At 63.9% G+C, this 19,236-nt stretch carries 17 protein-coding genes and 1 pseudogene; 6 read left to right on the forward strand and 12 right to left on the reverse strand.

What is annotated here, in order from left to right; translation table 11 throughout:
- The 4 genes from ABID58_RS14465 to ABID58_RS14480 all read right to left on the reverse strand — a co-directional run bounded on the left by ABID58_RS14465 (position 1) and on the right by ABID58_RS14480 (position 4,174).
- On the reverse strand, positions 1-600 hold the full coding sequence (locus tag ABID58_RS14465; RefSeq protein WP_187434800.1) for a CMD domain protein: 600 nt from the start codon (positions 598-600) through the stop codon (positions 1-3).
- Positions 601-632: 32 nt separating this feature from the next.
- Positions 633-1,667, reverse strand: a complete 1,035-nt coding sequence (locus ABID58_RS14470; RefSeq protein WP_354033123.1) for a putative FMN-dependent luciferase-like monooxygenase — start codon at positions 1,665-1,667, stop codon at positions 633-635.
- Between the two features lie 132 nt (positions 1,668-1,799).
- A complete protein-coding gene (locus ABID58_RS14475) occupies positions 1,800-2,582 on the reverse strand; it encodes a MetQ/NlpA family ABC transporter substrate-binding protein (RefSeq protein WP_354033124.1) in 783 nt (260 codons plus the stop codon).
- A gap of 152 nt (positions 2,583-2,734) precedes the next feature.
- A complete protein-coding gene (locus ABID58_RS14480; RefSeq protein ID WP_354033125.1) occupies positions 2,735-4,174 on the reverse strand; it encodes an MATE family efflux transporter in 1,440 nt (479 codons plus the stop codon).
- A 157-nt stretch (positions 4,175-4,331) separates the two neighbouring features.
- On the opposite strand from ABID58_RS14480, the gene ABID58_RS14485 reads away from it, so the two are divergent.
- Complete coding sequence (locus ABID58_RS14485; RefSeq protein WP_354033126.1) at positions 4,332-4,907, forward strand: TetR family transcriptional regulator; 576 nt, start codon at positions 4,332-4,334, stop codon at positions 4,905-4,907.
- A 236-nt stretch (positions 4,908-5,143) separates the two neighbouring features.
- On the opposite strand, the gene ABID58_RS14490 is transcribed toward ABID58_RS14485, so the two are convergent.
- Positions 5,144-7,465, reverse strand: a complete 2,322-nt coding sequence (locus tag ABID58_RS14490; protein ID WP_354033127.1) for a molybdopterin guanine dinucleotide-containing S/N-oxide reductase — start codon at positions 7,463-7,465, stop codon at positions 5,144-5,146.
- 192 nt (positions 7,466-7,657) lie between these two features.
- Complete coding sequence (locus ABID58_RS14495; RefSeq protein ID WP_354033128.1) at positions 7,658-8,221, reverse strand: hypothetical protein; 564 nt, start codon at positions 8,219-8,221, stop codon at positions 7,658-7,660.
- A gap of 287 nt (positions 8,222-8,508) precedes the next feature.
- On the opposite strand from ABID58_RS14495, the gene ABID58_RS14500 reads away from it, so the two are divergent.
- The 5 genes and pseudogenes from ABID58_RS14500 to ABID58_RS14520 form a co-directional block, all read left to right on the forward strand.
- Complete coding sequence (locus tag ABID58_RS14500) at positions 8,509-10,296, forward strand: peptide ABC transporter substrate-binding protein (RefSeq protein ID WP_354033129.1); 1,788 nt, start codon at positions 8,509-8,511, stop codon at positions 10,294-10,296.
- Between the two features lie 962 nt (positions 10,297-11,258).
- The gene (locus tag ABID58_RS14505) at positions 11,259-11,651 is read left to right on the forward strand and encodes a hypothetical protein (protein ID WP_354033130.1); all 393 of its coding nucleotides are present in this window, start codon (positions 11,259-11,261) and stop codon (positions 11,649-11,651) included.
- 297 nt (positions 11,652-11,948) lie between these two features.
- Positions 11,949-12,134, forward strand: coding sequence for a hypothetical protein (locus ABID58_RS14510; RefSeq protein WP_148750867.1), 186 nt, complete (start codon positions 11,949-11,951; stop codon positions 12,132-12,134).
- Between the two features lie 34 nt (positions 12,135-12,168).
- The gene (locus tag ABID58_RS14515; RefSeq protein WP_148750866.1) at positions 12,169-12,396 is read left to right on the forward strand and encodes a hypothetical protein; all 228 of its coding nucleotides are present in this window, start codon (positions 12,169-12,171) and stop codon (positions 12,394-12,396) included.
- 160 nt (positions 12,397-12,556) lie between these two features.
- Positions 12,557-12,634: pseudogene (locus tag ABID58_RS14520) on the forward strand (3-oxoacyl-ACP reductase); the annotation flags it as partial.
- A gap of 165 nt (positions 12,635-12,799) precedes the next feature.
- Here the strand turns inward: ABID58_RS14520 and ABID58_RS14525 are convergent.
- The 6 genes from ABID58_RS14525 to ABID58_RS14550 are packed head-to-tail and all read right to left on the reverse strand — an operon-like array spanning position 12,800 to position 19,166.
- The gene (locus ABID58_RS14525; RefSeq protein WP_148750865.1) at positions 12,800-13,810 is read right to left on the reverse strand and encodes an ArsR/SmtB family transcription factor; all 1,011 of its coding nucleotides are present in this window, start codon (positions 13,808-13,810) and stop codon (positions 12,800-12,802) included.
- 56 nt (positions 13,811-13,866) lie between these two features.
- Positions 13,867-15,411, reverse strand: a complete 1,545-nt coding sequence (gene arfA, locus ABID58_RS14530) for an arabinosylfuranosidase ArfA (protein ID WP_502916408.1) — start codon at positions 15,409-15,411, stop codon at positions 13,867-13,869.
- A gap of 26 nt (positions 15,412-15,437) precedes the next feature.
- The gene (locus ABID58_RS14535; protein ID WP_354033131.1) at positions 15,438-16,274 is read right to left on the reverse strand and encodes an ABC transporter ATP-binding protein; all 837 of its coding nucleotides are present in this window, start codon (positions 16,272-16,274) and stop codon (positions 15,438-15,440) included.
- Positions 16,271-17,302: an ABC transporter ATP-binding protein gene (locus ABID58_RS14540; RefSeq protein ID WP_354033132.1), complete on the reverse strand. Its 1,032-nt coding sequence runs from the start codon at positions 17,300-17,302 to the stop codon at positions 16,271-16,273. The genes ABID58_RS14535 and ABID58_RS14540 overlap by 4 nt, the downstream gene beginning before the upstream one ends.
- Positions 17,299-18,162 (reverse strand): ABC transporter permease, encoded by an 864-nt coding sequence (locus tag ABID58_RS14545; RefSeq protein WP_354033133.1) that lies wholly within the window; start codon positions 18,160-18,162, stop codon positions 17,299-17,301. The genes ABID58_RS14540 and ABID58_RS14545 overlap by 4 nt, the downstream gene beginning before the upstream one ends.
- A complete protein-coding gene (locus tag ABID58_RS14550) occupies positions 18,162-19,166 on the reverse strand; it encodes an ABC transporter permease (protein WP_354033134.1) in 1,005 nt (334 codons plus the stop codon). The genes ABID58_RS14545 and ABID58_RS14550 overlap by 1 nt, the downstream gene beginning before the upstream one ends.
- Positions 19,167-19,236 lie beyond the last annotated feature (70 nt).

Raw genomic sequence — 19,236 nt, forward strand, 5'->3', positions numbered from 1 at the left:
TTAGGCGTTCGCTGCGGCGAGCGAGCGCAAGCCGCTGACGACGCGCACCTGAAACGACAGGAATGCGACGAGTTGGGAGAAGGTGACGATGCCGGTGTTGGACCAGCCGGCGGCCAGCAGCGCCTTCATGTCGGTAGATGCCGCATCGCGCGGTCGGAACACCAGGAGGTGCGCATGCTCGAGTGCCGCGACGAGCCGGGTGCCGAGAACGGACTTGCTCGCCGCACTGACGCGATAAATCAGACCGGCTGTGTTCTCGACCGACAGCGGACCTGAAGGAAATGAGCCATACGGCCCCGAGGTCTTGCCCCGCGCGATCTCGGCCTCGACCGCTTCAAGCAGGGCCGCGCCACCCGCGCTTGCCGCAAGCTTCTCGCGATAGAAGGTCGCAACGGGAGACTCGCCATGGAGCCCGGTCACGAAGGCCGCGACCGCGGCGCGTTCGAGCAGCGAGACATCGCCGGCGTCGATCGGCTCGAACAGCGAGAGATAGCTCTTCTGCGCGTTGTCACGCGCCTGCAGGCGCCGTGCGCGAATGGCGTCAAGCGCCGATCCCGGCTTGATCCCGGCGAGCGTGTCGATGATGTCGGGCGTACTCATCATAATTCCTCGTGCAATCCAAAAAATCCCAACTAGCCTGCCAGCGCCACGTCGGCAGCCGTCCGGCTCCAGCCCAGCGCCGGTGCGACCTTGTCGGCCACGAGCTCGATAGAGCGCAGCACATAAGGGTGCGGCGCATCGACCGAGTGAACCTGAAAGACCAGATCAGTCACCCGCTCCAGCGTCGCGTCTGATCGCAGCGAGGCAATGACCTCGTCGGCGCCGCCGACATGGGTGTCGAACGCCGTGATCATCTCCTCCAGCGTCTCGCCGGGGGGAAGGTGACCGCCCTTCATGAACTGCGGCAGCGCGCGGCGCAGCCCGATATCGGCGAGCCGCAGGGCCTCGCGATGATCGTCGGCGACGAACACGCTGCGCGACGCCATGATCCGCGGCTCCGCGCCCGGCGGCAGCGCTGCGAGATAGGCATCGATGATCGGATTCTGGATCTCGGCGAGCGTGGCCTTTGGCGCGTCCTTGGCCCGGGGCTGGGTGCGCGAGAGCAGCAGGCCGTCTCCAGCCTTGCCGGCGCGCGCGCCGCCTGCCACCGAGAATGTCGCCTGCCAGATTCGCTTGTCCAGCTGCGGCCGCTGCGGATAAAGCGTGTCGCCGCCGTCGAGCGGCTTGCCGGTCAGCGCCTTGCGGACGATCTCCAGATTGCGCGCAAAGATCTCGTTACGCTCTGTGCCGTCGAGGCCAAAGGCGGCAAAGGCGGACGGATTACCACCGGTGCCGACGCCGAGCTCGAACCGGCCGTTGCAGAGGAGATCAAGCACCGCGGCGTCCTCCGCCACCCGCACCGCGCTCTCCAGCGGCAGCGTGACGATGCCGGTGCCGAGGCGAATGCGCGAGGTCTGGGCTGCGACATAGCCGAGGAAGGTGAAGGGCGATGGCAGGCCGCCCTCGCGCTCGTGAAAATGGTGCTGCGCGATCCATGCGGAATCGAGACCGGCCTTCTCGGCGCGCACGATCTGCTCGGCGGCGAAGCGATACCGCTCCGCAGGCGGCGCCTCGTCGAGCAGCCGTGTGAAGAATCCCAGGCGTTTCAGGTTTGCAAAGCGTTTCATACGACCCCTGTCGGGCGAGGATGGCCACGGCCCCCAATGATGTCGGTTGCCGGAGCCCGAGACAAGCGGGCAATGCGCAAGGCTGCCCGCCGGCGTTGGCTTCCCGCGCTGGACCTTGGCGAGGCAGATTGCCTACCAGCTCGGCAGCACGGCGCCCTTGAATTTGGTGAGGATGAACTCCTTCACCTCGGGCGTGTGATAGCTGTCGACCAGGATCTTGACCCAGGGCTTGTCCTTGTCGGCGCTGCGCACCGCGATCAGGTTGACATAGGGGCCCTTGGGGTCCTCGCGCAGGATCGGGTCCTTGACCGGATCGAGGCCCGCCTGGGTTGCATAATTGGTGTTGATCGCGGCCGCGTCGACGTCGTCGAGCGCGCGCGGCGCCTGAGCCGCATCGACCTCGATAAACTTCAGCTTCTTGGGATTCTCGGTGACGTCGAGCACGGTCGGCTTGAAGCCCGTGCCGTCCTTCAGCTTGATCACGCCCTTGTCGCGCAGCAACAGCAGCACGCGACCGCCATTGGTCGGATCGTTGGGAATCGATATCTTGCCGCCGTCGGGAATGTCGGCGAAGGCCTTGTGCTTCTTCGAATAGACGCCGATCGGGAAATTGACGGTAAGGCCGACAGACTCGATTCTGTAGCCGCGGTCGGCCTTCTGGTTGTCGAGATAAGGCTGGTTCTGGAACGAATTGGCCTGGATGTCGCCGGCATCGAGCGCTGCGTTCGGCACCACATAGTCGGAGAACTCGATAAGTTGGATGTCGAGCCCCTGCCTGGCGGCGACCGGTTTCACCGCCTCGAAGATCTGCGCATGCGGCCCCGGCGTCACGCCGATCTTGATGGTCTCGGCCGAAGCCGCGGCCGACCATGCGGCAAGCACGGTTGAGAGGATCAGGGCGGAACGAAACGACATCTTTGGTCTCCGGCTGTAGCAACGATGGGAACCGTCTTCCCCTGCCCGGAGCGCGAAATCAATGAAAAGAACGTTCATATTTGCCGCCTGCGGCGGGCGATGCTTCTCCGTGAGACGTCAAATGGGAAAGAATCCGGAGGTACGCACCCGCTCTAGCCGCGCTCGGCCCGCCAGGTCGACTGCGACAGCATGATCAGCACGCAGATCATGGCGTAGGCGGCGAGCGATACCGTGACCATGGCAGCGAGCCCGGCCATTCCCGCACCGAAATACGCAACCGCAATCCAGCCGCCGCCGGCCGCGATCAGGATGCGCGCGACCGCGGACAGCAGGGGGCCCATCGCCCGGCCTGTGCCTTGCGCGGCGAACGACGTGACGAAGCCAAAACCCAGCGCCGCATAGGCCGGTGCCACGACACGCAGGTATGTTATGCCTTCGTTCACGACGTCCGCGTCGTGGCTGAAGATATGCAGCCAGGCCGTCGGAAAGATCGCGACCAGGAGGCCGATCGAGCCGGTCATGATCATGCCCGCGGCGCCACTGACCCAGCCGATCCTTTGCGCCCGCGCGGTCTGGCCTGCGCCCATGTTGACGCCGACCATGGTCAGCGTCGCCGTGCTGATGCCGAACAGCAGCGGGATCATGATGTAGTCGAGCCGCGAGGCGATGCCGTAGCCGGCGAGCGCAGAGGTGCCGAACAGGCCGACCGCGCCGGTGACGAGGATGACGGTGAGGTTGGTCAGCAGGGCGTTGAATGCTGTGGGGATGCCGACCTTCAACATGTCGCCGAAAATCCTTGCGCGCAGCGGCACGATGTGCAGCCTCAGGCCGGATGCGCCCGAGGACATGTAGCGCAGCAGGAACAGCATGGCCGCGCCGTAATAGAGCCCGAAGGCGACGCCGGCGCCGCCGATGCCGAGGCCTGGGACGGGGCCGAAGCCGAAGATCAGCAGCGGCGACACCGGAATCGTCACGATCGCGCCGATCAGCGTCACCAGCGCCGGCACCTTGACGTTGCCGGAACCGCGCAGCGCGGCAGCCTGGAGGTTGACGATCCATGCGGGAATCGCGCCTGCAAACAGAGAGTTCGAATAAGTGATGGCCGCGTCGAGCGCGCCGTCGCGGCCGCCGAGCGCGCGGAACAGCGCGGGGCCGCCAAGGCGCACGCCCAGCGTAAACAGCGCGCCCGCGATGATCGCAAGCACGATGGCATGGAACAGTGCCGCATCCGCATCGTCGCCGCGACCGGCGCCGACCGCACGCGCCACCGACGAGGCGACGCCGGAGCCGAACCCGCCATTCGACATCATGGTCATCAGCATGAAGATCGGAAACACCAGCGCAGCACCGGCCAGCGCATCGGTGCCGAGATAGCCGACATAATAGGCCTCCGCGATGTTGACTGCGGTCTGTGCCACCAGGACGGTCACGGTCGGCAGCGCGAGCTTGAGCAGCGTCGGCAAGATCGGTGCCGTCAGAAACGCGGCGCGCCGCTGATCGGCGGATGTCGGCACGGTGCGAGGCGCGATCGCGCTGCGCGCCGGGGGCTCGATCGCGGACAAGGGCGGTGCGGCGACGTCCTCGACTGACATTGGGCACGATCCTGTGGTTTTCCGGGGGGCTACCAGCGGTCCGGCAACCATTGAATTATTATCATAATGCTTTATTATGATCGTAATGCAATAGCAAATCGCTCACGATCCTGTGGCCGGCACCTTCCGGGCCGGCCACAGGAGGGAGTCAGGCTCCATGCGCTACGAAAAGGGACACAAGGACGAAACCCGCCGGCACATCCTCGATGTCGCCTCGGCGCAGTTCCGCGAGAGTGGAATAGCCGCGGTCGGCCTCGCCGGCATCATGTCGGAGGCGGGCCTCACCAATGGCGCCTTCTACTCGCACTTCGCCTCCAAGGAGGATCTGGTGCGGGAGGTGTTGACCGATGCGCTCACCCGGCGCGAAGAGCGGCACAAGGCCAATCTGGAGAACGGCGTCGCGCTCGAGACCACGATCCGCGACTACCTTTCGTCACGGCATCGCGACCGCGCCGGAACCGGTTGCCCGATCGCCGCGCTGGTCGCCGAGATCGCGCGGCATCCGAAGGCGACACGCGATGCCTTCACCGGCAAGGTCGCCGACATCGTCGTGCTAATGGCGGAGCAGATCAGACTGGGCACAGCGAAGGAGCGTCGGCGCAAGGCGATCACGATCTACGCGACCATGGTCGGCGCACTTCAGTTGGCGCGCGCGGTCAACGACAGGCCATTGTCCGACGAGATTCTGGAGAATGCGGTGGAAGCGGCGGTTGCCGTTGCCAACGAACGCTGACGCGTTCGAACGTCCGTCCGCCATCTGTGGCGCTTTGGAGGCGGCTGAAATGATTCTCTGGCCGTTGCAATATAGCGAAACTTGATGTCCCGGCAGCGGCCGGGTTAGCGTCTGTGCGCGGCCTTACAACTTCCCCAAGTTCGCTGAGTTCGCACTGGACCGTCGCCTGAACCTGCTGTCAAGCGACGGTCCAGTTTCCTGCTCGGCAAAGCTGACCGGTTCGGCTTTCGTGATCGCTACACCGGATCGAACGCCCGGATCGGCGGCAGATTGCCGGTGAACTTTTCCACCTCGACCGTCGTGAGCTGGCCGGTGCAGCCTTGCGCGAAGGACGAGGTACCGATGTCGCGGGTCAGCACATTCGGATTGCCGTGAACGCAGAGCGGCGCCTCTTCCTCGGGGTCCATCGGGTCGTACCAGGCGCCGGTCGGGAGCTGCACCACACCGGGCGCGATGCCGTCAGTGACGTTCACCGCGGCCAGGCAGGCGCCGCGTTGGTTGAAGAGACGGATGATATCGCCGTCCTTGATGCCGCGCGCGTCAGCGTCGCGCGGATTCATCCGCGCGACCTCGCGGCCGCGATGTTTGGCGGCGAGCGAATGTCCGCCGAAGTCGAGCTGGCTGTGCAGTCGCGTCACCGGCTGATTGGCGACGAGGAAGCACGGCGCACGGGGTTTCGGCATGTCGCTCTTCTCGAGCCAGACCGGATGTCCCGGACAATCCGCATCGCCGTGTCCGGCGATCTTCGCAGAGTAAATCTCGATGCGTCCGCTCGGCGTCGGCAGCGCATGCGCGACCGGGTCCTCGCGAAAACTGCGCAGCCGGCCGCCATCGTCGGGCTGCTGCGGCACGACCAGGCTGCCGCGCTGCCAGAACTCCTCGAAGCTCGGGGCCTCTAACCCGCGCTTGGCGAGTGAGGCGCGCGTCGGCTCGTAGAGATGCTCCAGCCACTCTCGCGAGGTGCGCCCCTCGGTGAAGGGCTCGCGGGCGCCGAGGCGATCGGCGAGATCGGCGAAGATATCGTAATCGTCGCGCGCAAGCCCAAACGGCTCGGCAATGCGGTGCATCGCAACCATCAGCGGATCGTTGGTGGAATAGCCGATGTCCTCGCGTTCCAGCGTCATGGTCGAGGGCAGCACGATATCGGCGTGCCGCGCCGTCGCGGTCCAGGCGAGCTCGTGCACCACCAGCGTATCGACCTTCGCGAAGGCCTTGCGCAGGCGGTTGATGTCCTGGTGATGATGGAATGGATTGCCGCCGGCCCAATAGACCAGGCGGATGTCCGGATAGGTGCGCGTCTCGCCATTGTAGCGATAGGTGCTGCCAGGATTGAGCAGCATGTCGGCGATGCGCGCCACCGGAATGAAATCACGGACGCCGTTGCGGCCCTGCCCCAGCGTCGGCCCTGGCACGTCGTTGACGCGGCGGCCGTAATAGCCGATCGCGCCCAGTGAATAGGCGTAGCCGCCGCCGGGAAGACCGATCTGGCCAAGGGCTGCCGCCAGCACCATGCCCATCCAAACCGGCTGCTCGCCATGCTCGGCGCGCTGCAGCGAATGCGAGACGGTGATGAGCGCGCGCTTGCCGGCAAGGCGCCGTGCCAGCGTGTGTATGGTGTTCGCGTCGACGCCGCAGATCGCGGCCGCCCATGCGGCATCCTTGGCCTGCCCGTCGCTCTCGCCTGTGAGATAGCGCAAGAACACCGGCCATCCCTCGGTGTAGCGATCGAGGAAGGCCTGGTCATGCAGAGCTTCGCTGACCAGCGTGTGGACGATGCCGAGCATCAGGGCGGTGTCGGTGCCGGGGATGCATGTCATCCACTCCGCGCCGGCCTCGACAGGCAGGTCATCCCGCAGTGGGCTCATCAGGATGAACTCGCAGCCGCGCTTCCGGGCCGCTTCCATCGCACCGCGCTCGACGTGCTTGCTGATCGAGCCGCCGGCGACCATCGAGTTCTTCAGCGCCATGCCGCCGAAGGCGAGCACGATCTCGGTCTCGGCCGCGATCTGCTCCCAGGTGACGTTGCGCTTGGTGATGTCCTCGTAGCTCGCCATGATCTGCGGTAGCAGCACCGAGGAAGCGCCCGAGGAATATGAGTTCACCGAGCGGACATAGCCGCCCATCGCGATGTTGAGAAAGCGATGCACCTGGCTCTGCGCGTGATGCAGCCGGCCCGCGCTCGACCAGCCATAGGAACCGCCGAACACGGCGCCGGGGCCGCGCGTGTCGCGGATGCGCATAAGCTCATCGCCGAGCAAATCGAGCGCCTTCTCCCAGCTGACGGAGACGAATTCGTCACGGCCGCGCCTGTTATCGGGACCGGGCCCGCGCTCGAGCCAGCCGCGGCGGATCGCAGGCTGTGCGATGCGCGCCTGGTGGCGCAACGCGCCGGGGAAATTGTCGATGATGCCGTTCGGATCGGGATCGCCCGCATAGGCCCTCACCTCCAACCCGGCTGCGCCATTGCGTGCGGAAAACACGCCCCAATGCGAGGTGTGCGGCTTGAAGCCGTCCGACAAATCGAGGCCGGGGTCGGGGAAGCCAATCGTATCGTCCATCGCGTGGCCCTCGTCGCGGAGCGCCGTGCAGGCGGCTCCGGTCGCAATCATGGACGCAATATAATGAGGCGCGCACGTGGAGGGCAACGAATTACGGACCCCTGGAACCGCGCGCATGGCCGCATCCCGCAGATCGCACGGCGGCCTGCGGCCCGTTCCCCCTCAACCGGGCATCTCGAGCTGCGCCCCCGCTCAGCTCTGGGCGTCAACCTGGCTCGTACGATCGGATGACGCGGCCTGCCGCGCGGCATAGGCGGACGCAGCTGACGATGTCGGTGAATATTGCGCGAGGGATTCGGTGAGCTCCTCGGCAGCCTCGGTGAGCTCCTTCATCACCGCGGCGCTGTCCGTGACCTGATTGCCGGAAGAATGAATGACCTCGAACGACAATCCGTTCGGAAGATCGACGTGGATCTTGTCGATTCCGACGGTATCAGGGGAGTCGTCATTCTGCGATTGGCCAGTCGCGGAGGACGAATTTCCCGATACCTGCTGACTCGCAAACCGCTGCACGAAATCTTCGATGGATTTGAGCGCGCTGGCGTCCAGGCCGCCGCCACCGAAATGAACGATGCCGACCGACATGCCGTTCGGCAAATTGACCTTGACCTCGTCGTAAGGCGTGCCGTCATGCATCAGCGAGGCGAAGGTCGAGACGTCTCCCTGCGAACCATCGGTCGATTTCGAGGGGCCGGTGGATGACGACGAACCCGTCGCGCTTCCACCACTGATGCTGCTCATGCTGCCGATGCTCATACGCGAACTCCACTGTCATTGCGAACGCACGTTCCGCGTGCAATGGGCATGCCAGACGGGAGATTCATTGCCATCAAGGACTTATCGCGAACGCGAGTCGGCAGATCCATCGCGACGGCAAATCTGTCCCGGCAGAAGCTGCCGACCTGCCGCCACATCGTCTTGCCGAACGCGCGCTCGTCATTTCGCCGCAGGCCTTTCCGACGTTGTCGGCATTGCCGCCTCGTCCCTGATGCAACATGATGGGGTCGGTGACGACTGTTCCTGTGGCAGCTGGAGGTCATCTGATGGACGAAAACGACATCCGCGGCTTCATCGCGGAGGTGAAGCAGGGCACGCTCTCGCGACGCGCGTTCATCCAGACCATGGCTGCGGTCGGGATCGCAGCTCCGGTTGCGAGCCAGATCCTGCTCTGGAACGGCGTGGCGATGGCGGACGCCACGCTGGCCTACAATCCGACCAAGGCCGGCGGCGGCGGTCCGCTCAAGCTCCTGCTCTGGCAGGCTCCGACGCTGCTCAATCCGCATTTCGCACTCGGCACCAAAGACCAGGTCGCCTCGCGCGTCTTTTTCGAGCCGCTCGCCGGCTGGGACAAGGAAGGCAATCTCATCCCCTGCCTCGCCGCCGAGGTCCCGACCAAGGCGAATGGCGGCCTCTCCGCCGACGGCACCACCGTGATCTGGAAGCTGAAGCAGGGCGTGCGATGGCACGATGGCAAGCCCTTCACCGCCGACGATGTCGTCTTCACCTGGACCTACGCCGCCGATCTCGCCACCGCCGCCTACACCACGGGGTCCTATCAGAACATCACGGTCGAGAAGATCGACGACCACACCGTCAAGCTGACCTTCAAGGCCCCGACCCCGTTCTGGGCCGACCCCTTCGTCGGCTCGGTCGGTCAGATCCTGCCGAAACACCACTTCGGCGACTATGTCGGCGCGAAATCGCGCGACGCACCGGGCAATCTGAAGCCGGTCGGCACCGGTCCCTACAAATTCGTCGAGTTCAAGCCGGGCGATCTGCTCCGGGCCGAACGCAATCCCGACTACCACGTCAAGAACCAGCCCTATTTCGACACGTTCGAGATCAAGGGCGGCGGCGACGCGGTCTCCGCGGCGCGCGCCGTGCTGCAGACCGGCGAATATGACTATGCCTGGAATCTGCTGGTCGAGGATGAGATCCTCAAGCGCATGGAGGCCGGTGGCAAAGGCAAGGTGGAGTTCACGATCTCCGGCGGCGTCGAGTTCATCATCCTCAACACGACCGACCCGTGGACCGAGGTCGACAGCGAACGCTCCAGCGCCAAGACGAGACACCCGACGCTGTCCGACCCGGCCGTGCGCCGCGCGCTCAACCTGCTGATCGACCGCGACGGGATCCAGAAATTTATCTACGGCCGCGGCGCCGTCGCCACCGCCAGCTTCGTCAACCAGCCCCGCCAGTTCAAGTCGAGCAAGCTGGTCTACGAGTTCAATGTCGACAAGGCGAACAAGATCCTCGATGAGGCCGGGTGGAAGATGGGCGCCGACGGCATCCGCGAGAAGGACGGCAAGAAGCTCAAATACGTGTTCCAGACCTCGATCAACGCCCCGCGCCAGAAGACGCAGGCCATCATCAAGCAGGCCTGCCAGAAGGCCGGAATCGAGATCGAGCTCAAATCGGTCACCGCATCGGTGTTCTTCTCCTCCGACGTCGGCAACCCCGACACCTACTCCAAATTCTATTGCGACATGGAGATGTACAACACGACGATGCCGCAGCCCGATCCGGAGCGGTTCCTGAACCAGTGCGTGTCCTGGGAGATCGCCAACAAGGACAACAAATGGCTCGGCCGCAACGTCTCGCGCTGGTCCGATCCGGAGGCCGACAAGGCCTACAAGGCCGCACAGCAGGAGCTCGACCCGGTCAAGCGCGCCGCGCTGCTGATCAAGGTCAATGAGATCTTCTGCGCGGCCAACATCTTCCTGCCGTTGCTGTCGCGCTACATCACCGGCGGCGCCGTCAACAACCTCATGACCGACATCTCGGGGTGGGACGTCACGACGTGGAATGTGGCGAGCTGGTATCGGAGCTGAGGGCGGACACATTCCGTAGGATGGGTACAGCACTTGAGAAACCCATCATCCTTCGTCGTTCGCCTGGCCTTGATGGGTTTCGCTTCTCCGCTCTACCCACATCGTCATTGCGAGCGCAGCGAGGCAATCCAGAATCCCTCCGCGGAAAGACTCTGGATTGCTTCCGCCTTCGCCAAGGCTTCGGCGGACAAGTCGCTGCGCTCGCAATGACGGAGTATGAGGCAACGGCTTCGCTCCGCATTTCGCCCGAGCTTTGCATGATCACTCCCCCTCGAAGCCGAGAGGGCGCAGGGAAGGCCGGGTGCTGACCTCGCACCCGCGGTCTGCTGCGCGAATGTGTAGCGCAGGAAAACCGCACAGCAGCATACAGGTGGCGCCGATCACTCGGCCTTCCCTGCGCAGTGGTTTGACGGCTTATGCCGTGCTCTCCCGGGAGCCGAGTTCGTTCTGGCCTCCCTCACTTCCAGCGAATTGACGATGCGGTTGACCCGGTTGGGCGCTCCACACCTCCGCGAAAGCTTGGCCGTGGCGACGGCGGCCAGGACCACACGGTTTTGCCGTACGCACGGCTCGCTGGTTCGCTGGTTCGCCGCATTATCTTCCAGCGTTGTCGACGTTGCCGGAAGAATGCAGGCGAGACGAACCCTAGATAGTGCCGCTCGTCGGCACGCGGTTTCGGGCTCACAGGGACTACCCGCCCTGCCCGCTCCTCTCGCACCCAATGCTGCCCGCGTCCACCGCAAGCCCGGCTCGCAACCAAGACGACACGAGATCGCCCCTCAAGGATGAGCCGGGATGCCGCAACACATACGCAATTTCCGAATTTCGGTAAAGTGGAATGTTTTTGTCGGACGGGGTTGACGGGATGCGAAACAGGACGGGGCTTGAAGACATGCCGAAAAGGAAGACATGCTCGGACCGTCGCCGCAATTCACGGCTCATCCGATGAGCCATCGCCCTTTGTGGATATCGAACTTCACCGAGCCTTCGTCTCGCATTTTCAACAGGAGGGACTGACAAGCTTCCTCGTTCGCGACATTGGCGCGTTTCATGACTTCGTAGACTTTGAGCGGCTTCTCTCGAAGCGCAATCAGGATATTTTCTCGATCATTCAGCACAACGAAACTCCTCCGACCAACAAGCGCGCCAGATCACTGAAAGTACGACAGCTGATCTTCAGTCACGACTCGCTCGACATTCCCCGACTTGCTCTTGATACGGTATCGAAGACGTCCATCTGCCTCGATGGGCATGCATTGAACGATGGTGTAAACCATTGCCGGATCAATGGCTGCACGTCCTTGCGGACCTTGGGGCTGGTGGCGAACGTCTTCATTCAGCTTATAGGCATATGACATGTGCTTACCTCTAAAGTGATCTACGATTGCTCTACTGTAGAGCATGCTGTGACGCAATGTAACCATTGCCCTCCCGCTCAGACCAGCAAAAACAGCGCCGCGCAGTCCGACCGTGTCCAACGATGTCCTCAGGTTTGGGACCGGTCTGCGTTCGTGTGGCAGCTTCGCCGGTGCGCTAGAACCGTTGGGTGAACGCCCTGCACTTTTGAGGTCGCCGACTGCGCGACAAGCGTCTATTGTTCCCACGACTCATTTGAACAGCTCTGGACAAGTCGCAGGTGCAAGGATCGAGCAATGACCAAACGGACGCGCTCCGCCGAGCAACAGCTCGCGGATGAAGCAGACCGAAAGGCACAAAATCCAATCGGGGCGCGCCAAACGATCGCGGACAGCCACGCCGATCCGGAGTTCCAGGAAAACCATAAGCGCCTCAGGGCGGAGCGCCTGGCGCGAGATGCCGGGCTGACAAGCAAGAATTGACCCGACTATCGAGCAGCGTCTGGATCGAGAAAAGATGACAAAGACATTTGGTGAGCACCAACCGCCGAAGCCAATCAGCAAAGCGGAGCGTGAAGCACGCAAGGCCTTCCGCCAAGTCGATGCAGTGAAGGCAATGTCCGAGCACGCGCTCGCCGAGCAGGCCTTCGCTCAGAATCGAGAGCGGCTGAAGGCAGAGCGGCTGGCGCGGGAAGCCGCAGCGGGCCCGGCGCCAAAAAAGCAGCCCAAGACGAAGAGCAAGTGAAGGCGCACAAACAGCTGCACGACTTGAGCTTGCAGCAGCGGCTCTAAAGCACCGCCAAAGCTTCTTCCCAGCTGGAGCGGTGAGCCACTCGGCCCGCCTCGTCATCGCGCGCCAAACATATTCGCGATAGCAGTTAAGTGCACTGTCACCGTAATATCCGGTGCTGTACCTCGAAGGTGCCAACTTCGTGACCGGCGAGATCCTGCACGTGGACGGCGGACAGAACGCTGGACATTGAGGATATCGCGCCGTGCTCGAGACATGGCGTGCGTCGTCGCGAAGCACGGCTCTGCAGGATAGTAGCGCACCAGTCCCGTCCTCTGTAGAGCACACGTTTGATCTCCTCTGGACGCTCAAGAGGGCACGCGCAACCCAGCTGGTCGCGCCGATGGGGGGCCGGCCCCTACTTCAGGTGCAGTCGCATCAGGATATCGTGATTGTGATTGCCGAAGCCGCGGCCGAAGATGTTGACCCCTCCAGGGTGGGCCGCGTCGTCGTCGATGCCGACGCGCAGCCGGATCGAATGGTGCTCGGCGAGTCGCAACTGGGCCAGGGTCACCGACGACAGCTTCTTCGCTCCCATGTAGGTGCCCTTTGGGGAAATGTGCCACTGGGTCAGCGCGCCGTATTGCGAGCCTTCGAGCTTCCACCATCGCGGGGTGTGGACGCCGCGGCGATCGCCGTAGTCGCCCGGTGAGGTCCAGGTGCCGACCTTGACCTCATTCACCCACAGGCTGATGTCCGAGGGCCAGTCGGCATTGGTGCCCGGCACCTCCGACGATAGCTCCAGCGCGAATTCGAGCGCCTCGACATTGGCATTCAGCACTTTTGCGTTGTTGGGAAACTTGTATTCGACATGACCGCGCCCGAACCAGATCAGGGCGGCCTGCACCCGGCACGGATCGAGAAACAGGTCGGGCACGTCGAGCACGCCCATGATGCCTTTGGTCGAACACAGCCCGCAGGGTGCCGAGACATTATAACTGGTGTACAGCCCGACCGGCATCTCGACCTCGATGATGTCCTTTTGCCGACTGGTCTCCTCACCATCGAGCCGGATCACGATCTCGTCGAACCGAGCGGCGCAGATCTTCTGCTGGCCCTTGCGGGCACGACCGATCTCGGTGTCGATGAGTTCGGACTCCTCCAGGATCTGGATATTGGTCGCGATGGTCGATTGCGGCAGCCCCAGCGCCTCGCTGATCTGGTTGACGTTGAGCGGACCGCGCCGCCGCAGCAGCCGCAGGATGCGCACCCGCACCGGTGAGGCGAGGCCGCGGACGATCTCGAACTGCTGCTCGGGATCGACGTTGAGAAAGCTGCGGATACCGTTCGACTTCGGCACGGCCCGTGCCCGTTCCCGCTTGCCGGCGAGTCTTGTCCGCTTCTTCGGATCCGAATTCCTGTCGAGCATGCTGGAGTCCTCGCTGTCCGAGCCGGCAATACCGCACCGGCTCGGGATCCGCGATGTCAGTTCGCGGACAAATGAATCACATTCCACGACGCCGGCTTCAGCCGAGCCCGAATCTGGCCGCCCTCCACGCTCACGCCCTGCAGTGGAGCCGGCTTGACGCGCTCCGCCGCATCCTTGGTGTTGGTCGCCTGCAGGTCGTCATGCCGCAGTTCAAGCGCTTCGCCAACCGCGAGCCGCCCAAAACTCCTGGCTTCGAGACTGATATCTATCTCCTGGCTGAGGTCGCGGTTGAGCAGGAACAGCGAGAGGCCGCCGCTCTCGCCGGCGACCGCCGCCAGCTTCAGGTACGGCACATTGCTGACCGGGAAGGTCTGCTCGTCGGTACCGCGCGGATCGTAATAGGCCGAATCGTAGGTCTCGGACTCGACCTGGGCGCGCAGCACCTTGCCGCGACCGAGCCGGCTCACATGCGCGAACGGGAAGAAGATGGTCTGCCGCCACGCCGGTCCGCCGGTCTCGGTCATGATCGGCGCGATCACGTTGACCAATTGGGCGAGGCAGGCGGACTTGATCCGGTCGGCATGGTTGAGCAGCGAGATGCAGGCGCCGCCGAACGCCAACGCGTCCTCCATGGTGTAGACCTCCTCCAGGATCGGCGGCGCCACCGGCCAGCCTTCCTTGACCCGGTCGGCGCGCTTGCGCCGGGTGCGATACCACACGTTCCATTCGTCAAAGCTCAGCATCATCCGCTTGGTCGAGCGGCGCTTCGCCGCTACCGAATCGGCGATCGCGACGACCTCGTCGATAAACCTGTCCATCAGGTCGGGGGCGGCCAGGAAGGCGGCGGTGTCCTGCTTGTAGTTGTTGAGGTAAGTGTGCAGCGAAATGTATTCGGCGTGATCGAAGGTGTGCTCGATCACGGTGTCTTCCCAATGCCCGAACGTCGGCATGTTGCGCGCCGACGAGCCGCAGGCGGCGAGCTCGATGGTCGGATCGACCCAGCGCATCATCTTGGCGGCTTCCCGCGCCACTGCGCCGTAGGCAGCCGCGGTCTTGTATTCCATCTGCCAGGGACCATCCATTTCATTGCCCAGGCACCAGAACTTGACGCCGTGCGGCTTCTCCCAGCCATGGGCGCGGCGCAGGTCAGACCAATAGGTGCCGCCGGGATGGTTGCAATATTCGACGAGGTTGCGCGCGGCGTCGCCGCCGCGGGTACCGAGGTTCACCGCCATCATTGGCTCGACGCCGGCGACCTTGCACCAGTCCATGAACTCGTTGGTGCCGAACGTATTTGGCTCGGTGGTAAACCAGGCAAGGTCGAGCCGCGCCGGCCGCTGGTCGACCGGGCCGACACCATCCTCCCAATTGTAGCCGGAAACAAAATTGCCGCCGGGATAGCGCATGATGGTGGGACCGAGCTCCTTCACCAGGTCCAGCACGTCCTTCCGGAATCCCTGTTTGTCGGCGGTCTTGTGGCCGGGCTCGTAGATGCCGCCATAGACGCAACGTCCGAGGTGCTCGACGAAGGCGCCGAACAGGCGCGGATCGGTCTGGCCGATGACGAAATCGCGGTCCATCAGAACTTTTGCTTTTCTCACTTTTCTCTCCGATGCGGTGCCTGGTGTTACGTTGACGGTGAATTGGCTGGCGCTGTTCCGCCGGTAACTTCGGGCAAGAGGACGGCGGCGCGCAGCTGTTGCGAATAGGGATGTTGCGGGGCGTTCAGCACGGTCCTGGCGTCGCCGCTTTCGACCACGCGGCCGTTCTGCATAATCATGATGCGGTCGCTGATGTAATAGGCGGTGGCAAGATCGTGGGTGACGTAGATGATCGAGATGCCGAGATCATCGCGCAGCGCCCTGAACAGGTTGACGATCGACATGCGCAGCGAGGCATCGACCATCGACACCGGCTCGTCGGCGACGATTAGCTTGGGCCTTGAGAGCAGTGCGCGGGCGATGGCGACGCGCTGCAGTTGCCCGCCGGACATCTCGTGGGGGTAGCGATGACGCACTTCCTTCAGCGACAACCCGACCTTGCGCAGCGCCTCGTCGACGGCGGCTTCGAGCGCGGCCTGGCCGACGGCTGCGGAAAATCGCTGCCGCGTCATGAACAGATAGCGGTCGAGCTGTTTCAGCGGATTGAACGCCTCGAACGGGTTCTGGAAAATTGGCTGCACCTTGTGCATGAACGCGAGGCGATCCCGGTTGCTGCGGACGGTGGAAAGATCGGTGCCGTCGAGCACCAGCGATCCGGAACTGGGCTGCTCGATGTTCAGGATCATCCGCGACAGCGTGGTTTTGCCGCTGCCGGACTCGCCGATGATGGTGAATATTTCCGGCCGTGCCGCCTCGATCCGGAAGCTGACATCATTGACGGCGACGATGCGCCGGCTCGACAACAGCCCGCCGCGGCTGAACACCTTGGTGGCGTGCGAAACCTCGAGCAATGCGTTGCTCATGGAGCCTGGTCCCCGTTGACGGCAAAGCAGGCGACACGATGGTCCGGCTCGGTTTCGACCATGTCGGGCACGCGCTGGCTGCAAACCTCCATGGCCAGCGGGCAGCGCGGATGAAACCGGCAGCCGGGCGGCGGGTCGGCGAGGCTGGGCGGCGAGCCTTCGAGGCCCTTGCGCTGGATGTCGTCGCCGATCCGAGGCAGGCTCGAGATCAGATGCCGGGTGTAGGGATGCAGCGGCCGGCGGAAGATCTCCGCCGTCGCGGCTTCCTCGACCAGGCGGCCCGCATACATGATGCCGAGCCGGTCGGTGAGATGGGCGTGCACGCCCATGTCGTGCGTGACGAACAGCACCGAGGAGCCGATCTCGCGCTGAATGCCGCGGATCATGCCGAGCACGTCCTTCTGCACCACGACGTCGAGTGCGGTGGTCGGCTCGTCGGCGATGATGAAATCGGGGCGGCAGATGGTGGCGAGCGCGATGGTGGCGCGCTGGCGCATGCCGCCGGAGAGTTCATGCGGATAGGCCGTCAGCACCGAGGCATCCAGTTTGACGCGCGCCAGGTGATCGACCACGGCCTGCTCGAACTGGCGGTCGCTCGCATCGATATGCGAGCGTGCGAAATCGGCAAAGGTCGCGCGCAGCCGACGCACGGGGTTCAACACGTTCATCGAGCCCTGCATGATGTAGGACAGATGCCGCCAGCGGATCCGCGCCACTTCGGCCGGCGGCGCCCGGTGCAGCCCGCCGTAGCCTGGCAGGAAGGCGAAATCGACTGTGCCCCCGACCACCTCCAGCGGGGGTTTGATGGCCCCGGCGATGGTCTTGATCAGCGTGGTCTTGCCGGAGCTGGATTCACCGGCGAGGCCGTAGATCTCGCCGCGCCGGACGTCGAAGCTGATGCCGTCGACCGCCTTGACATAGCGCTTGACGCCGAAATGATTGGTGCGGAAATGCGCCTTGAGGTCACGCACCGCCAGGATCGGCGCAGCCGCATCGGGACGAGCCGGCAGGGCGGGCGAGGCCGTCATGAGGCGCCTCCCATCCGGCTCAGGCGGCTGCGCGGATCGATGTATTCATTCATCGAGACCGCCAGCAGGAACAGCCCGATGAAGGTCATGACGACGATGGCCGTGGGAAAGGCGATCCACCACCAGATGCCGGCGACCATCGCGGTATGCTGGTTGGCCCAGTAGATCATGCCGCCAATCGTCGGGGTATTGATGTCGGTGAAGCCGAGCACCGACAGCGTCACTTCGAGCCCGATCGACCACACCATATTGTTCATCGTGGTCGAGAACACGATCGGCATCACGTAAGGCAGGTGCTCCTGCACCAGGATCTCGCGAGTGCTCATGCCGGAGAACACGCTGCTCTGGGTGAACTCCCTGGTCTTGAGACTCATCGCCACCGAGCGGATCAGGCGGGCGTCATAGGCCCAGCCAAGGCAGGCCATGATCAGCGCGAGAATCAGCCACGACATCGAGTCGCGCATAACGAAATAGAACAGCACCAGGATCGGCAGTAGCGGCATCACGATGAAGGTGTCGTTGATCGACATCAGCACGCGGTCGATCCAGCCGCCCTTGTAGCCGCTGACAAGCCCGATCACGAGCGCCAGCACCCGACTGATCAGCGCCACGGTACCTCCGAACAGCAAGGTGTTGCGGATCGCGAAGGTCAGTTGCCAGAACACGTCCTGGCCGCGCGAGGTGGTGCCGAACCAGTAGGTCGGCGACGGCGGCACGTCCGGCGGCACCACGTAGACCTGATCGGGCGGATAGGGCGAGAAGCTCGCCAACACCGACAGGATCAGAACAAAACCCACCAGCACGACGCCGATACGGAATTCGGGGTTATAGCGCAGCAGGTCGCGCAGGATCCGCAGCATCAGCGCACCTTCACCCTGGGATCGAGCAGCGGATACAGGAGATCGATGGCGAGCACGCCGATCGACACGCCGACGATGGAAATGGTGGTGACGCCGAGCACCAAGCCGTAGTCCCCGGCATATACCGCATCGACCAGCAGCGAGCCGATGCCGGGATAGCCGAACACCTTTTCGGTGATGACCGCGCCGTTGAAGATGCCGCCGAGCGAGATCGCCAGCCCGGTGACCTGCGGCACCAGCGCGTTGCGCATCACATAGGAGGTCAGGATGCGGTGGCGGTCGACGCCGCCGAGTTCGGCGTAGACCACATAATCCTCGGTCACCACGTTTGAGACCAGCGAACGCATGCCGAGAAACCAGCTGCCGATGCCGATCAGGATCAGTGACAGCGCTGGCAGGATGGCATGCATCAGCACGCTGGAGATGAAGTCCCAGGTCCAGGTCTGCGGCAGGTTCATCGCCGAGCCGCCGGCGATCGGCAGCACCGGCCACAGAAAGCCGAACACGATCAGGAGCAGCAGCGCCAGGATGTAATAGGGGACCGGATGCAGCCCCATCGCGATCACGCCCATCAGCTTCAGGCCGCGGCTCTTCTGGTAGTAGCCGGCGAGCCCGCCGAGCAGGTTGCCGAGCACCCAGGTGATGATGGTGGAGATCACCAATAAACCCGCGGTCCATGGCAGCGCGCGACCGATTAGCGTCGAGACCGGCGTCGGGAACGCCGACATCGACGGCCCGAAATCCGCCAGCAGGATGCGCCTCCAGAACACCAGATACTGCTCGACCGGCGAGCCGCCGAGCCCGTAGAGCTCCCGCAGTGACGTGCGCATCTGCTCGATGGCATCCGGCGCGGTGTTGCCGAACGAGGTCACCGCCGAGATCGACTGCTCGACCGGGTCGATCGGCGTGGCATGGGTGATCACATAAGCGAGATTGATGCCGATGAACACCACCAGCACGAATTGCCCCAGCCGCCGCACGATGTAGATGAGATATCCGTTCATGAGTTCATTGCTTGAGCGGTGAGCGGCTTGCGATCCCTCCCCTTGCGAGGAGGGATAAGAAAACGGCGCT

The organism is Bradyrhizobium sp. S3.2.6, from assembly GCF_040546885.1.
GTDB classification, from domain to species: domain Bacteria; phylum Pseudomonadota; class Alphaproteobacteria; order Rhizobiales; family Xanthobacteraceae; genus Bradyrhizobium; species Bradyrhizobium cytisi.

Excerpts from the sequence above, each read along its gene's own strand:
- ABID58_RS14495 (WP_354033128.1), bottom strand. The coding sequence starts at position 8,221 with ATGAGCATCGGCAGCATGAGCAGCATCAGTGGTGGAAGCGCGACGGGT.
- ABID58_RS14465 (WP_187434800.1), bottom strand. The coding sequence starts at position 600 with ATGAGTACGCCCGACATCATCGACACGCTCGCCGGGATCAAGCCGGGA.
- ABID58_RS14540 (WP_354033132.1), bottom strand. The coding sequence starts at position 17,302 with ATGACGGCCTCGCCCGCCCTGCCGGCTCGTCCCGATGCGGCTGCGCCG.
- ABID58_RS14485 (WP_354033126.1), top strand. The coding sequence starts at position 4,332 with ATGCGCTACGAAAAGGGACACAAGGACGAAACCCGCCGGCACATCCTC.
- ABID58_RS14475 (WP_354033124.1), bottom strand. The coding sequence starts at position 2,582 with ATGTCGTTTCGTTCCGCCCTGATCCTCTCAACCGTGCTTGCCGCATGG.
- ABID58_RS14480 (WP_354033125.1), bottom strand. The coding sequence starts at position 4,174 with ATGTCAGTCGAGGACGTCGCCGCACCGCCCTTGTCCGCGATCGAGCCC.
- ABID58_RS14515 (WP_148750866.1), top strand. The coding sequence starts at position 12,169 with ATGACAAAGACATTTGGTGAGCACCAACCGCCGAAGCCAATCAGCAAA.
- ABID58_RS14550 (WP_354033134.1), bottom strand. The coding sequence starts at position 19,166 with ATGAACGGATATCTCATCTACATCGTGCGGCGGCTGGGGCAATTCGTG.
- ABID58_RS14500 (WP_354033129.1), top strand. The coding sequence starts at position 8,509 with ATGGACGAAAACGACATCCGCGGCTTCATCGCGGAGGTGAAGCAGGGC.
- ABID58_RS14535 (WP_354033131.1), bottom strand. The coding sequence starts at position 16,274 with ATGAGCAACGCATTGCTCGAGGTTTCGCACGCCACCAAGGTGTTCAGC.
- ABID58_RS14470 (WP_354033123.1), bottom strand. The coding sequence starts at position 1,667 with ATGAAACGCTTTGCAAACCTGAAACGCCTGGGATTCTTCACACGGCTG.
- ABID58_RS14510 (WP_148750867.1), top strand. The coding sequence starts at position 11,949 with ATGACCAAACGGACGCGCTCCGCCGAGCAACAGCTCGCGGATGAAGCA.
- ABID58_RS14490 (WP_354033127.1), bottom strand. The coding sequence starts at position 7,465 with ATGGACGATACGATTGGCTTCCCCGACCCCGGCCTCGATTTGTCGGAC.
- ABID58_RS14525 (WP_148750865.1), bottom strand. The coding sequence starts at position 13,810 with ATGCTCGACAGGAATTCGGATCCGAAGAAGCGGACAAGACTCGCCGGC.
- ABID58_RS14545 (WP_354033133.1), bottom strand. The coding sequence starts at position 18,162 with ATGCTGCGGATCCTGCGCGACCTGCTGCGCTATAACCCCGAATTCCGT.